This window comes from Citrobacter sp. RHB25-C09 (genome assembly GCF_013836145.1).
GTDB lineage: Bacteria > Pseudomonadota > Gammaproteobacteria > Enterobacterales > Enterobacteriaceae > Citrobacter_A.
Genome location: NZ_CP057483.1, coordinates 301,648 through 315,604 on the forward strand (window position 1 = coordinate 301,648; position 13,957 = coordinate 315,604).

Sequence of the window (13,957 nt, forward strand, 5' to 3'; positions counted from 1 at the left end):
GATGGCAGGTTTAAAACTTCAGGCAGTTACCAAAAGCTGGGATGGCAAAACCCAGGTTATTCAGCCGCTCACGCTCGACGTGGCGGATGGGGAATTCATCGTGATGGTCGGCCCGTCCGGCTGCGGGAAATCCACGTTGCTGCGCATGGTAGCGGGGCTGGAGCGCGTCACCTCCGGGGATATCTGGATTGACCGTCAGCGCGTCACCGAAATGGAGCCGAAAGACCGGGGGATTGCGATGGTGTTCCAGAACTACGCGCTCTATCCGCACATGAGCGTGGAAGAGAACATGGCCTGGGGGCTGAAAATCCGCGGTATGGGCAAGGGACATATTCAGGAACGCGTAAAAGAAGCGGCGCGCATTCTCGAGCTGGACGGCCTGCTGAAGCGCCGCCCGCGCGAGCTCTCCGGCGGCCAGCGCCAGCGCGTGGCGATGGGGCGTGCCATCGTGCGCGATCCGGCGGTATTCCTGTTTGATGAACCGCTTTCAAACCTCGACGCCAAACTGCGTGTGCAGATGCGTCTTGAGTTACAACATCTGCATCGCCGTCTGAACACAACGTCCCTGTACGTCACCCACGATCAGGTTGAAGCGATGACCCTCGCCCAGCGGGTCATGGTGATGAACAAGGGCATCGCCGAGCAGATTGGCACCCCGGTGGAAGTGTACGAAAAACCGGCCAGTCGCTTTGTGGCGAGCTTTATCGGCAGCCCGGCGATGAACCTGCTGGAAGGGCGCATCAGTAGTGCGGGTACCCACTTTGAGCTGGAAAGCGGGATGGCATTGCCGATCAACTGGTACTATCGTGGCTACGCCGGGCGTAAGATGACGCTCGGTGTCCGCCCGGAGCATATCGGTTTAACCACTCAGGCGGACGGCGGCGTGCCGCTGGTGATGGACACGCTGGAGATGCTGGGTGCAGACAACCTGGCGCACGGGCGCTGGGGCGAACAAAAAATGGTGGTCCGCCTCACGCATCAGGAACGCCCTAAAGCAGGCAGCACGCTCTGGCTGAATCTTCAGGAAAATCATCTGCATCTTTTTGATGGCGAAACAGGACAACGCGTATGAGTAACTGGCCGTATCCCCGCATCGTCGCCCACCGCGGCGGCGGTAAACTGGCACCGGAGAACACCCTGGCGGCGATTGACGTTGGCGCGCATTACGGGCACACGATGATCGAGTTTGATGCCAAACTGTCGAAAGATGGCGAAATTTTCCTGTTGCACGACGACAACCTCGAACGCACCAGCAACGGCTGGGGTGTGGCGGGGGAACTCCACTGGCAGGATTTATTGCGCGTGGATGCCGGAAGCTGGTATAGCGGCGAATACAAAGGTGAGCCGCTGCCGCTGCTTTCGCAGGTGGCGGAGCGCTGTCGCCAACATGGGATGATGGCCAATATCGAAATCAAACCGACCACTGGCACCGGACCACTCACGGGCAAAGTGATTGCCCTTGCCGCGCGCGAGCTGTGGGAAGGGATGACAGCACCGCTGCTCTCCTCGTTCGAAATCGATGCGCTTGAGGCCGCACAGGCGGCCGTACCGGAACTGCCGCGCGGGCTACTACTGGACGCGTGGCGCAACGACTGGCGCGAGCTAACGGCCCGCTTAGGCTGTGTCTCGATCCATCTGAACCACAAGCTGCTGGATGAAGCGCGGGTAAAAATGCTGAAAGAGGCGGGGCTGCATATTCTGGTTTATACCGTCAACAGACCCCAGCGTGCAGCCGAACTGCTGCGCTGGGGCGTGGACAGCATCTGCACCGATGCAATCGACCTGATCGGCCCGAACTTTAATTCTGCGGATTAAGCATATCGCCATTCTGCCGTGGCGGTAGCATATGCTGCTGCCCGCTGCTTTGGCTCATACCGCCATTGAGCATGCCGCCGTTGGTGTTCGGCAGCGGCTGTTCACGCACCTGACCCTGCTGGATACGCTGCTGGTTGTTGTTCATCTGCGTTTGCAGATTTTGCTGCTGAAGCTGCGTCTGCGTTTTTAACTGCTGGTTAAGCATCCCTTTTTGTTGGATCTGCTGCGTCTGCATCTGCGTTTGCATCCGCTGCTGGCTGGGGATCTGATAACCCGGCTGATTCGGATTGTTCATCGTGTTTAGGGGCTGTGCGAGCGCGACAAACGGAACCAGCGCTGCAAGAATCAAAAAGCGTTTCATTGTCATCTCCTCCTTCTGAGGCTTCTCTTAAGTTTACCTCGAATACGTCATAACGATGATTTTTTAGGAGTTGTGAACCAGGCTTAAGCGGGGAATATGGATCCCATCACCTGGAGAATAACGATGATGAAACCGACGTTTTTGCGCCGGGTAGCGCTGGCTGCTCTGCTCTCAGGAAGCTTTTTTAGCGCGATTGCCGCGCCACCGCCGCCTCCCGTCTCTTACGGTGTGGAAGAGGATGTCTTCCATCCGGTGCGGGCGAAACAGGGGATGGTCGCCTCAGTGGATGCGATGGCAACGCAGGTCGGGGTAGATATTCTCAGGCAGGGCGGGAACGCCGTTGATGCCGCCGTGGCTGTGGGATATGCATTGGCGGTGACACATCCGCAGGCCGGGAATATAGGCGGCGGGGGCTTTATGTTACTGCGCACCAAAGACGGCAACACCACGGCAATTGATTTTCGTGAGATGGCCCCTGCCAATGCCACGCGCGATATGTTCCTCGACGATCAGGGTAATCCAGACAGCAAAAAATCACTGACTTCGCACCTGGCTTCCGGTACGCCGGGCACAGTCGCAGGATTCTCGCTGGCGCTGGAAAAATACGGCACCCTGCCGCTCAACAAAGTGATCCGCCCGGCAATCAAACTGGCGGAAGAAGGGTTTGTGGTGAACGACGCGCTGGCTGACGATCTCAAAACCTATGGCAGCGAAGTGTTACCCAAACACGAAAACAGCAAAGCCATCTTCTGGAAAGACGGCGAACCGCTGAAAAAGGGCGACAAGCTGGTACAAAAGAACCTGGCGAAAAGCCTGGAGATGATTGCAGAAAATGGCCCGGATGCCTTCTATAAAGGGGTGATTGCCGAGCAGATCGCGCAGGAGATGCAGAACAACGGCGGGCTGATCAGCAAAGACGACCTGGCGAATTATAAAGCGGTAGAGCGACCGCCGATTAGCGGCGACTATCGCGGATATCAGGTGTTCTCAATGCCGCCCCCCTCATCCGGCGGGATTCATATCGTGCAAATCCTTAATGTTCTCGAAAACTTCGATATGAAGAAATACGGTTTTGGCAGTGCGGATGCCATGCAGGTGATGGCGGAAGCGGAAAAATACGCCTATGCCGACCGTTCAGAGTATCTGGGCGATCCGGATTTTGTGAAAGTGCCGTGGCAGGCATTGACCAACAAAGTCTATGCCAAATCCATTGCCGACAAGATTGATATCAATAAGGCGAAACCGTCCAGTGAAATCCGTCCCGGCAAACTTGCTCCTTATGAAAGTAACCAGACTACCCACTACTCGGTGGTGGATAAAGACGGCAACGCGGTGGCGGTGACCTACACCCTCAACACCACCTTCGGGACTGGCATTGTGGCGGGTAATACCGGTATTTTGTTGAATAATCAGATGGATGACTTCTCGGCGAAGCCGGGGGTGCCTAACGTGTACGGACTGGTGGGAGGGGATGCCAACGCCGTTGGGCCGAAGAAGCGCCCGCTGTCATCCATGTCGCCAACCATTGTGGTGAAAGACGGTAAAACCTGGCTGGTGACCGGAAGTCCTGGCGGCAGTCGGATTATCACCACCGTGCTGCAAATGGTGGTCAACAGTATCGATTTTGGAATGAACGTCGCCGAAGCAACCAATGCGCCGCGTTTCCATCATCAGTGGCTGCCGGATGAACTGCGCGTGGAAAAAGGCTTTAGCCCGGACACGCTGAAGCTGCTGGAACAAAAAGGCCAGAAGGTCGCGCTAAAAGAGGCGATGGGCAGCACCCAGAGCATTATGGTCGGCCCGGACGGCGAACTTTATGGCGCTTCTGATCCACGGTCAGTGGATGATTTAACGGCGGGTTATTGATGTGTTGCCGGGTGGAGGCTCCGCCTTACCCGGCATACGTTTTGTGCTGTTGTGAGATCAAATAATGCCTAATGACTCAGGGAGGTTTCTGACAAAATCTGATTTATCATCTACGTATTGTTTTGATAAGGTGTAAAATAAATCAGCGATATTATCCCGATCTTCACGATTCAAGGATTGTAGTTCAGCGGCAATACTTTCCATTGCTTCAATTGAGCAGTCAGGGTCAAGCAAATCAGGGCTGGTAAACTCTAAAAATATAGCTAGATCTGCAATAATTTGAATAAGCTTAATTTCACTATTCTTTAACAATTTTCACCTCGATATTTTTAATTCCCAACTCATCAAATATCTTTTGTGCGCGATTTGCTTGAGTTTGATTTGGAACCTCCCAACGCCCTGTCATATTGTTGTTTTTCAAGGCGTTGGATTGTCTTTTAGCTTGATCCTTAGCTTTTGGGGTTGTAACTACAGATATTTTCCTGTCTATCATTACATTTCCATCAACCCCATCAAAACGTACTGGTTTACTATTATTGTCAATATCAGTTCGATTAATGGTTGGTGCTTGACCTTTTTTTGTACTAATATTTGAACGGGCACCAGAAGCGGAATCATTATAATTTCTTGCTCTTAGGCTCATACCTGCATTTTCATCAACCCATGTTACTTTTTTAAATTCTTCTAACAGACTAAGGTTAGGTTGCTTCTGGGTTAAAAGTATAGATGCGGCAGCAATACCTAGTCCAACTGTTTTTTCATTTAGCACCTGCTTGTAACCTGTTGGCGCATCCCCTCCCAACTTCTCTGCCGTTTCCTTGAAACCCTCAACATTCCCGTTGTAAATGCCTCCCGCAGCGAGCAATCTTCCGACCCCTTTGCTGTTTAGCGTTCTAAAGCCGCTATCCTGACGGGGAACATACCAGCGGCTGTAGTTATCTGGCAGCGCGAGGAAACTGAATTCCGTCTTAGCAATAAGATGCTGGCAAAGAATATATTCATAACTTATCGTAATGGATTCAATATCATTTTCCCTGAAGTTATATTGGATACCTGATAAAAACGCTCCCCGTAATTGAATATAATAATACTTTTCCCATCTGCCAGAACGATTAATACGATAGAAATAAAACTCGACGTACAACTGCTCATTGTTGTTAATCGCATTCGTCCACAATGGCGTACTTTTATCGATCTGTTTACAAAATCTCAGATCATGTCGTTGAGAGCACTGGTCAGTACTGGTTATGTTATTAGTAAGGGAAAATACGAGTATTTCATCCGCATGACCCGTTTGCCAGCGGTTGCCCATGGAAGCAGTAGTACCACATCCCGTTGAAATAATACCTTGTCGTTCCCCTGATACCGTCATATAGACAATACTACTCATTCCATTAAATTCCCTCTATATCCGTGTTATTGAGGTTTTTACGCTTAATACATATATTTGGATATGGAAGAAATAAAATCTTTCACTTTAAGATGCAGGAATGAGGTTTATCTGGTATTAGGTATTCGGTAAGAGAATATATTATCGTTGACTATGTTTGATTTTAATTCAAGAGATGCTGACATTCAGGATGTGATGGAGGCTCCGCCTTACCCGGCCTACGTTTTGTGCTGTTGTGGCCCGGTATGCGTAGCACCACCGGGCAATTCGTCACTTCACCCGCGCCATAAAATACGCGTCAACGTACTCACCGTTGCGCAGGCCGTACTTCTTGCCGGTGCCTTCAATTTCGAAGCCATGCTTTTTATAGACGGCAACCGCAGGGGCGTTGTCGACAAATACCGTCAGTTCAATGCGATCCACACGCAGCCAGTTGTCGCACATGTCGATCATCGTGCGGAGCAGGGCGCTGGCGACGCCGCGATTTTGCCAGCGGGCGTCAACGCAAATGCCAAAGTCCGCGACATGGCTGCGCCGTGGGCGCTGCGTCACTTCAATACAAAGATGGCCGACCACCTGCCCATCAATGCAGGCAACAAGCTGTTTAATACCCGGCCGATCCGCTAGCCGCGCCTGCCACATTTCAACAGAGGGATGAGGAACCTGTAGCGTGTTGTGGTACACCTCCGGCTGGGCGTGGATCTGACGAATCGCGTCATAATCTTTCTGTTCAGCGTGGCGTATCACTATCTCACTCATTCCTTATCTCCTTCAGGGTTAATTGAGCATTTACAGTCGCTGAGATTGAAAATGGCGTCAACCGCATTTTTTTACAAAAAGAAGTAGACAAGTGCGAATGAGAATGATTATTATTGTCCTGCATTCAGGAAGACCCCTCGCGGAGAACCTGAAAGCACGACATTGCTCACATTGCTTCCAGTATTACTTTAGCCAGCCTCGCGCTGGCTTTTTTTTGTGGTTGGGTTTCGGGCTAGTTTACTTGTCAGCTTAAACCCGGGCTGTGCTCGCAATCCTCACGCACATTGAGTACGCTCCGGTTGCTGCGCGCAGGCCGTGATTAATCTGCCTGCGCCACTAACGCCCGAGCGTTAGGCTTATTAGTAGGCCGGATAAGGCTTCGCCGCCATCCGGCAAAGCAATGGCACAGAATCCAACATTTAGTCTCCCCCCACTTTGCGCTATGGTGTAGGCAATTACCTTCACAAGGATATTGCCATGACCTTACATTGCGCATTTATTGGATTCGGTAAAAGCACCACCCGTTATCACCTGCCTTATGTTCTCAACCGCAAAGATACCTGGCACGTGGCGCATATCTTCCGCCGTCACCCGAAGCCGGAAGAACAAGCCCCGATCTATTCGCACATTCATTTCACCAGCGATCTGGACGAAGTTCTGAACGATCCGCAGGTGAAGCTTGTGATCGTCTGTACACACGCTGACAGCCATTTTGAATACGCAAAACGGGCGCTGGAAGCGGGGAAAAACGTGCTGGTCGAGAAACCCTTCACGCCGACGATGGTAGAAGCTAAGGTGCTGTTTGAACTGGCACAGAGCAAAGGACTTACGGTATCCCCGTATCAGAACCGTCGCTTTGACTCCTGTTTCCTGACCGCCAAAAAAGCGATTGAAAGCGGCAAGCTTGGCGAAATTGTGGAAGTGGAAAGCCACTTCGATTACTACCGCCCGGTGGCGGAAACCAAGCCAGGTCTCCCGCAGGACGGTTCGTTCTACGGTCTGGGCGTTCATACCATGGACCAGATTATTTCGCTGTTTGGCCGCCCGGATCACGTAGCGTATGACATTCGCAGCCTGCGCAATAAAGCCAATCCGGACGATACTTTCGAAGCACAACTGTTCTATGGCGATCTGAAAGCCATCGTCAAAACCAGTCATCTGGTGAAAATCGATTACCCGAAGTTTATCGTTCACGGGACGAAAGGCTCGTTTATCAAATACGGCATCGACCAGCAGGAAACCAGCCTGAAGGCCAACATCATGCCGGGCGAGCCGGGCTTTGCGGCGGATGATTCCGTGGGCGTGCTGGAGTACGTTAACGACGAAGGCGTAACGGTGAAAGAAGAGCTTAAGCCGGAAGTGGGCGACTATGGGCGCGTCTATGATGCTCTCTATGCCACCATCACCAGCGGTGCGGCGAATTACGTCAAGGAATCTGAAGTTCTCACCAACCTCGAGATCCTCGAACGCGCGTTTGAGCAGGCTTCTCCTGCCACAATAACCCTCGCAAAATAAGCAGAACAGACTCCTCTGTAGTTGTTCATAATTTTTGAACAGAGGAGTCAATTTTCACCCTCTATGATCCCTGGGCGTTTGCGTCCACACTTACTCCATCGAAAACATCTGGGGGTGAACACAATGATCTACTTACGCAAAGCAAACGACCGTGGCCACGCAAATCATGGCTGGCTGGATTCCTGGCATTCTTTCTCTTTTGCTGATTATTACGATCCGAACTTTATGGGATTCTCGGCGCTGCGCGTGATTAACGATGACGTGATCGAAGCAGGCCAGGGCTTTGGTACCCATCCGCATAAAGACATGGAAATCCTGACCTACGTGCTGGAAGGCGCGGTAGAGCACCAGGACAGCATGGGTAATAAAGAGCAGGTTCCGGCCGGTGAGTTTCAGATTATGAGTGCGGGTACCGGGATTCGTCATTCCGAATACAACCCGAGCAAAACGGATCGTCTGCGTCTTTATCAGATCTGGATCATTCCAGAAAAAACCGGGATCACGCCACGCTATGAGCAGCGCCGTTTTGACGCCACTCAGGGCAAACAACTGGTACTGTCGCCGGACGCTCGTGACGGTTCGCTGAAAGTGAATCAGGATATGGAGCTATACCGCTGGGCGCTGTTGAAAGATGAGCAGTCGGTGCATCAGATTGCCGCTGAACGTCGCGTCTGGATCCAGGTGGTAAAAGGCGAGGTGACCATTAATGGCACCAAAGCCACCACCAGCGATGGTCTGGCAATTTGGGACGAGCAGGCGCTATCGATTCATGCTGACAGCGAAAGCGAAATTCTTCTGTTTGACCTGCCACCGGTCTAAATAATTTCTCAACCTTCCCTTTAAACGGGGAAGGTTGAGCTTTGTCCGTGATAAACTGAGCAAATCTCTCACTCAAGATTTCTCAGGACGATGAAAAAGAAAAGACCCGTACTTCAGGATGTCGCCGACCGCGTAGGTGTGACCAAAATGACGGTCAGCCGTTTTTTGCGTAACCCGGAGCAAGTCTCCGTCGCGCTACGGGGCAAAATCGCTGCTGCACTTGATGAGCTGGGTTATATTCCCAATCGCGCGCCTGACATTCTTTCCAATGCCACCAGCCGGGCTATTGGCGTTCTGTTACCCTCTTTAACCAACCAGGTCTTCGCCGAAGTGCTGCGTGGTATTGAAGCAGTTACTGACGCTCACGGCTATCAGACTATGCTTGCGCACTATGGCTATAAGCCAGAGATGGAGCAGGAGCGTCTGGAGTCGATGCTCTCCTGGAACATTGACGGTCTGATCCTCACCGAGCGTACCCATACGCCACGAACGCTAAAAATGATTGAAGTCGCAGGTATTCCGGTGGTTGAGCTAATGGATAGCCAGTCGCCTTGTCTGGATATCGCCGTTGGCTTCGATAACTTTGAAGCTGCCCGTCAGATGACCGCCGCCATTATCGCGCGAGGCCATCGCCATATTGCTTATCTCGGCGCACGTCTCGACGAACGTACTATCATCAAACAGAAGGGATATGAACAGGCGATGCTGGACGCAGGCCTGGTGCCTTACAGTGTGATGGTCGAGCAATCTTCGTCTTACTCATCCGGTATTGAGCTTATCCGTCAGGCGCGTCGTGAATACCCGCAGCTGGACGGGATCTTCTGTACCAACGATGACCTGGCGGTGGGCGCAGCGTTTGAATGTCAGCGTTTGGGGCTGAAAATTCCCGACGATATGGCCATTGCCGGTTTTCACGGCCACGATATTGGTCAAGTGATGGAGCCGCGTCTGGCGAGCGTGCTCACGCCGCGTGAACGGATGGGCAGTATTGGTGCCGAGCGTCTGCTGGCGCGTATACGGGGTGAGTCCGTGATGCCGAGAATGTTAGATTTAGGTTTCACCTTGTCACCGGGTGGATCTATTTAACCCTGCAAGTTTGAAGTAGCTCACAGTTATTCACTTCTGGCACGAATGGATATTGCTTCTCTATTTATCCGGCTGGACAATGTTACCGATAACAGTTACCCGTAACAATCACTGAATCTTGAACTGTGGGGGCACCACTTTGAGCACGACTAACCATGATCACCACATTTACGTTCTGATGGGCGTATCTGGCAGTGGCAAATCCGCTGTCGCCAGCGAAGTGGCGCATCAGCTACAGGCCGCGTTTCTTGATGGCGATTTTCTGCATCCGCGTCGCAACATTGAGAAAATGGCCTCCGGCGAACCGTTAAACGACGATGACCGTAAGCCGTGGCTGCAGGCGCTGAATGATGCCGCATTTGCGATGCAGCGTACCAACAAGGTGTCGCTGATCGTCTGTTCTGCACTGAAAAAAACCTATCGCGACCTGCTGCGTGACGGTAACCCGAACCTCTCCTTTATCTACCTGAAAGGCGATTTCGACGTGATCGAAAGCCGACTGAAGGCGCGTAAAGGCCATTTCTTCAAAACTCAAATGCTGGTCACTCAGTTTGAAACTCTGCAAGAGCCGGGCGCAGAGGAAAAAGATGTCCTGGTGGTCGATATCGATCAACCGCTGGAAGGCGTTGTGGCAAGTACGATCGAGGTCATTAATAAAAGGCAGTAACTTTTGAGTACATTAACGCTGGTTTTGACAGCAGTAGGTTCTGTTTTACTGCTGCTGTTTTTAGTGATGAAGGCGCGTATGCACGCCTTCGTCGCTTTGATGGTGGTTTCAATTGGTGCAGGTCTTTTTTCCGGAATGCCGCTCGACAAGATCGCCGCGACGATGGAAAAAGGGATGGGGGGGACACTTGGCTTCCTCGCGATAGTCGTCGCACTGGGCGCGATGTTCGGCAAGATTTTGCATGAAACGGGCGCGGTCGATCAGATTGCCGTCAAGATGCTGAAATCCTTCGGCCACAGTCGCGCGCACTACGCGATAGGCCTGGCGGGGCTGATTTGTGCGCTACCGCTGTTCTTCGAAGTGGCGATTGTGCTGCTGATTAGCGTCGCCTTTTCAATGGCGCGTCACACCGGTACTAACCTCGTGAAGTTGGTCATTCCGCTGTTTGCGGGCGTGGCGGCGGCTGCGGCGTTTTTATTGCCCGGGCCTGCGCCGATGCTTCTCGCTTCGCAAATGCACGCCGACTTTGGCTGGATGATCCTGATTGGCCTGTGCGCTGCGATTCCTGGGATGATTATCGCCGGGCCGCTGTGGGGCAACTTTATTGGCCGCTACGTTGAGCTGAACATTCCTGATGATATTACCGAGCCGCACCTTGGCGAAGGCAAAATGCCATCCTTTGGCTTCAGCCTGTCGCTGATCTTGCTGCCGCTGGTGCTGGTGGGGTTGAAAACGATTGCCGCGCGATTTGTGGCGGAAGGCTCTACCGCTTACCAGTGGTTTGAGTTTATCGGGCATCCATTCACCGCGATTCTGGTGGCGTGTCTGGTGGCCATTTATGGTCTGGCGGTGCGTCAGGGCATGGCGAAAGACCGGGTGATGGAAATTTGCGGACACGCGCTGCAGCCGGCGGGGATCATTCTGCTGGTGATTGGCGCTGGCGGCGTGTTCAAGCAGGTGCTGGTGGATTCCGGCGTCGGTCCGGCGCTGGGCGAAGCGTTAACCGGTATGGGATTGCCGATTGCGCTGACCTGCTTCGTGCTTGCCGCTGCGGTGCGCATCATTCAGGGTTCCGCAACGGTGGCGTGCTTAACGGCGGTAGGGCTGGTGATGCCGGTGATTGAGCAACTGAATTACTCCGGCGCACAGATGGCCGCGCTGTCTATCTGCATCGCGGGCGGTTCGATTGTTGTCAGCCACGTAAATGACGCCGGTTTCTGGCTGTTCGGTAAATTCACTGGTGCGACTGAAGCACAGACGCTGAAGACGTGGACGATGATGGAAACCATCCTCGGCACCGTCGGCGCGATTATCGGGATGATCGCGTTTACGCTGCTGAGCTAACGAGGCCGTGTGTGTCGGGTGGCGGCTTCGCCTTACCCGACCTACAAAAACCTCAGGTCTCGTAGGCCGGGTAAGCGCAAGCGCCACCCGGCACGAACTCACCCCTTCATCCACATCCGAATGCCGTCCAGGAACATCTGGGTCGCCATCATCACCAGAATCAATCCCATCAGCCTTTCCAGAGCATTCACCCCTTTTTCGCCAAGCAGTCGCAAAAACAGCGACGATTGCAGCAGAATCGCAAAGGTACCGCCCCAGGCCAGCAGCAGGGCAATCACCAGATGTCCCATCTGATTTGGATACTGGTGTGACAGCAGCATCAGCGTTGCCAGAATGGTAGGGCCCGCCACTAAAGGGATCGCCAGTGGGACGATAAACGGTTCTTCGCCCGCCGGAAGCCCGGCGCTGTTTCCCGTGGCGCTCGGGAAAATCATCTTAATGGCGATCAGAAACAGAATGATGCCGCCGGAGATCGACACGGTTTCTGCGCGCAAATTGAGAAATGCCAGAATTTTCTCGCCCGCAAACAGAAAAATCAGCATCAGCAGCAGCGCAATCGTCAGCTCGCGAACCATAATCGCACGACGGCGTTTTGGTTCGGTATGCTTCAGTACAGACATGAAAATTGGCAGATTTCCGAGCGGATCCATAATTAAGATCAATAAAACAGCTGCAGAAATGATTTCATTCATAACTCAAATTCCGTGATAATTGCCGTGGACTTTCTGCTTGCTTGCGCAGCGGGATAAGTCGCATTACTGATGGCTTCGCTATCATTGATTAATTTCACTTGCGACTTTGGCTGCTTTTTGTATGGTGAAGGATAAACCAGTGGGACACTGGTCAGCATACACAGCACACATCTTCGCAGGAAAAAAACGCTATGAAAAATGTTGGTTTTATCGGCTGGCGCGGTATGGTCGGCTCTGTTCTCATGCAACGCATGGTTGAAGAACGCGACTTCGACGCCATTCGCCCTGTTTTCTTTTCTACTTCCCAGCTAGGGCAGGTAGCGCCTTCGTTTGGCGGTACCGCGACCGGTACACTTCAGGACGCCTATGATCTGGACGCGCTGAAGGCGCTCGATATCATTGTGACCTGTCAGGGCGGCGATTATACCAACGAAATCTATCCAAAGCTTCGTGAAAGCGGGTGGCAGGGTTACTGGATTGACGCTGCATCTTCGCTGCGTATGAAGGATGATGCCATTATCATTCTCGATCCGGTGAACCAGGACGTCATCACCGACGGCCTGAACAACGGGGTTAAGACCTTTGTGGGCGGTAACTGTACCGTCAGCCTAATGTTAATGTCGCTCGGCGGCCTGTTCGCCAATGATCTTGTGGACTGGGTGTCCGTGGCAACGTATCAGGCAGCGTCAGGCGGCGGCGCGCGCCATATGCGCGAACTGCTGAACCAGATGGGTCATCTGTATGGTCACGTCGCGGATGAGCTCGCGACCCCTTCTTCTGCCATTCTCGATATTGAACGTAAAGTCACCGCGCTGAGCCGCAGCGGCGACCTACCGGTTGATAACTTTGGCGTGCCGCTGGCGGGCAGTCTGATTCCGTGGATTGACAAACAGCTTGATAACGGCCAGAGCCGCGAAGAGTGGAAAGGCCAGGCGGAAACCAACAAGATTCTTAACACCCCTTCAGTGATTCCGGTGGATGGTTTGTGCGTGCGCGTCGGCGCGCTGCGCTGCCACAGCCAGGCATTCACCATTAAATTGAAAAAGGATGTGTCTATTCCGACCGTGGAAGAACTGCTGGCTGCACACAATCCGTGGGCGCAAGTGGTACCCAACGATCGGGATATCACGATGCGTGAGCTGACGCCTGCAGCGGTAACCGGCACGCTGACCACCCCAGTGGGCCGTCTGCGTAAGCTGAATATGGGACCGGAGTTCCTGTCCGCCTTTACCGTGGGCGATCAGTTGCTGTGGGGCGCGGCAGAGCCGCTGCGCCGTATGCTGCGTCAGTTGGCGTAATATTGCGGTGCCCGATGGCGCTTCGCTTATCGGGCCCACAATGAGGCGAATCGCCAGGCCGGATAACGCATTGATGCCATCCGCAACAATTTGGCTAAAGATTTACCGGGGTGCGGAGTCACCCCTTTTTTTGCGTAATACAGGAGTAAGCGCAGATGTTTCAACATTAACCGGGAGTAAAGTAAAGCATTGGCTATTCTTTAAGGGTGGCTTAATACCGGAGGTATTAACGCTTAGCCTGAAGGTGGGACGGAGCAGAGAGGATGCACAATAGTGCTGCGCCGTTCAGGTCAAAAAAGTGTCACTACCTGATATCGAAAATCAGCTGGATGGCGTGACACCATA

At 52.9% G+C, this 13,957-nt stretch carries 14 protein-coding genes; 9 read left to right on the forward strand and 5 right to left on the reverse strand.

What is annotated here, in order from left to right; genetic code table 11:
* The first annotated feature begins 1 nt into the window (after position 1).
* Entirely contained in the window at positions 2 to 1,072 is a 1,071-nt protein-coding gene (locus tag HVY19_RS01355) for a sn-glycerol-3-phosphate import ATP-binding protein UgpC (protein WP_181682652.1), read from the forward strand.
* A complete protein-coding gene (gene ugpQ, locus HVY19_RS01360; protein WP_181682653.1) occupies positions 1,069 to 1,815 on the forward strand; it encodes a glycerophosphodiester phosphodiesterase in 747 nt (248 codons plus the stop codon). Before HVY19_RS01355 ends, ugpQ begins: the two co-directional genes overlap by 4 nt.
* Here the strand turns inward: ugpQ and HVY19_RS01365 are convergent.
* Entirely contained in the window at positions 1,799 to 2,176 is a 378-nt protein-coding gene (locus HVY19_RS01365; RefSeq protein WP_181682654.1) for a DUF2756 family protein, read from the reverse strand. The two genes, ugpQ and HVY19_RS01365, sit on opposite strands and share 17 nt — an antisense overlap.
* 123 nt (positions 2,177 to 2,299) lie before the next feature.
* Between HVY19_RS01365 and ggt the strand changes: the two genes are divergently transcribed.
* Entirely contained in the window at positions 2,300 to 4,042 is a 1,743-nt protein-coding gene (gene ggt / locus HVY19_RS01370; RefSeq protein WP_181682655.1) for a gamma-glutamyltransferase, read from the forward strand.
* A gap of 57 nt (positions 4,043 to 4,099) precedes the next feature.
* Here ggt and HVY19_RS01375 read toward each other — a convergent pair whose 3' ends face one another.
* The 3 genes from HVY19_RS01375 to yhhY form a co-directional block, all read right to left on the reverse strand.
* On the reverse strand, positions 4,100 to 4,354 hold the full coding sequence (locus HVY19_RS01375; RefSeq protein WP_181682656.1) for a hypothetical protein: 255 nt from the start codon (positions 4,352 to 4,354) through the stop codon (positions 4,100 to 4,102).
* Positions 4,341 to 5,432, reverse strand: a complete 1,092-nt coding sequence (tssD, locus tag HVY19_RS01380) for a type VI secretion system tube protein TssD (protein ID WP_181682657.1) — start codon at positions 5,430 to 5,432, stop codon at positions 4,341 to 4,343. The genes HVY19_RS01375 and tssD overlap by 14 nt, the downstream gene beginning before the upstream one ends.
* Positions 5,433 to 5,702: 270 nt before the next feature.
* Positions 5,703 to 6,191 carry an N-acetyltransferase gene (gene yhhY, locus HVY19_RS01385; RefSeq protein WP_181682658.1) on the reverse strand — a complete coding sequence of 163 codons (489 nt, stop codon included), beginning with the start codon at positions 6,189 to 6,191 and terminating at the stop codon, positions 5,703 to 5,705.
* Between the two features lie 477 nt (positions 6,192 to 6,668).
* Between yhhY and HVY19_RS01390 the strand changes: the two genes are divergently transcribed.
* The 5 genes from HVY19_RS01390 (at position 6,669) to gntU (ending at position 11,622) form a co-directional block, all read left to right on the forward strand.
* Positions 6,669 to 7,706, forward strand: coding sequence for an oxidoreductase (locus HVY19_RS01390; protein WP_181682659.1), 1,038 nt, complete (start codon positions 6,669 to 6,671; stop codon positions 7,704 to 7,706).
* A 123-nt stretch (positions 7,707 to 7,829) separates the two neighbouring features.
* Positions 7,830 to 8,525 (forward strand): pirin family protein, encoded by a 696-nt coding sequence (locus HVY19_RS01395; RefSeq protein WP_181682660.1) that lies wholly within the window; start codon positions 7,830 to 7,832, stop codon positions 8,523 to 8,525.
* 90 nt (positions 8,526 to 8,615) lie between these two features.
* Positions 8,616 to 9,611: a gluconate operon transcriptional repressor GntR gene (gene gntR / locus HVY19_RS01400; RefSeq protein ID WP_181682661.1), complete on the forward strand. Its 996-nt coding sequence runs from the start codon at positions 8,616 to 8,618 to the stop codon at positions 9,609 to 9,611.
* 139 nt (positions 9,612 to 9,750) lie between these two features.
* Positions 9,751 to 10,278, forward strand: a complete 528-nt coding sequence (gntK, locus tag HVY19_RS01405) for a gluconokinase (RefSeq protein WP_181682662.1) — start codon at positions 9,751 to 9,753, stop codon at positions 10,276 to 10,278.
* A gap of 3 nt (positions 10,279 to 10,281) precedes the next feature.
* Positions 10,282 to 11,622, forward strand: coding sequence for a gluconate transporter (gntU, locus tag HVY19_RS01410; protein WP_181682663.1), 1,341 nt, complete (start codon positions 10,282 to 10,284; stop codon positions 11,620 to 11,622).
* Positions 11,623 to 11,720: 98 nt separating this feature from the next.
* Here gntU and yhgN read toward each other — a convergent pair whose 3' ends face one another.
* Positions 11,721 to 12,314 (reverse strand): NAAT family transporter YhgN, encoded by a 594-nt coding sequence (yhgN, locus tag HVY19_RS01415; protein WP_181682664.1) that lies wholly within the window; start codon positions 12,312 to 12,314, stop codon positions 11,721 to 11,723.
* A gap of 191 nt (positions 12,315 to 12,505) precedes the next feature.
* Between yhgN and asd the strand changes: the two genes are divergently transcribed.
* Positions 12,506 to 13,612, forward strand: a complete 1,107-nt coding sequence (asd, locus tag HVY19_RS01420; RefSeq protein WP_181682665.1) for an aspartate-semialdehyde dehydrogenase — start codon at positions 12,506 to 12,508, stop codon at positions 13,610 to 13,612.
* Positions 13,613 to 13,957 lie beyond the last annotated feature (345 nt).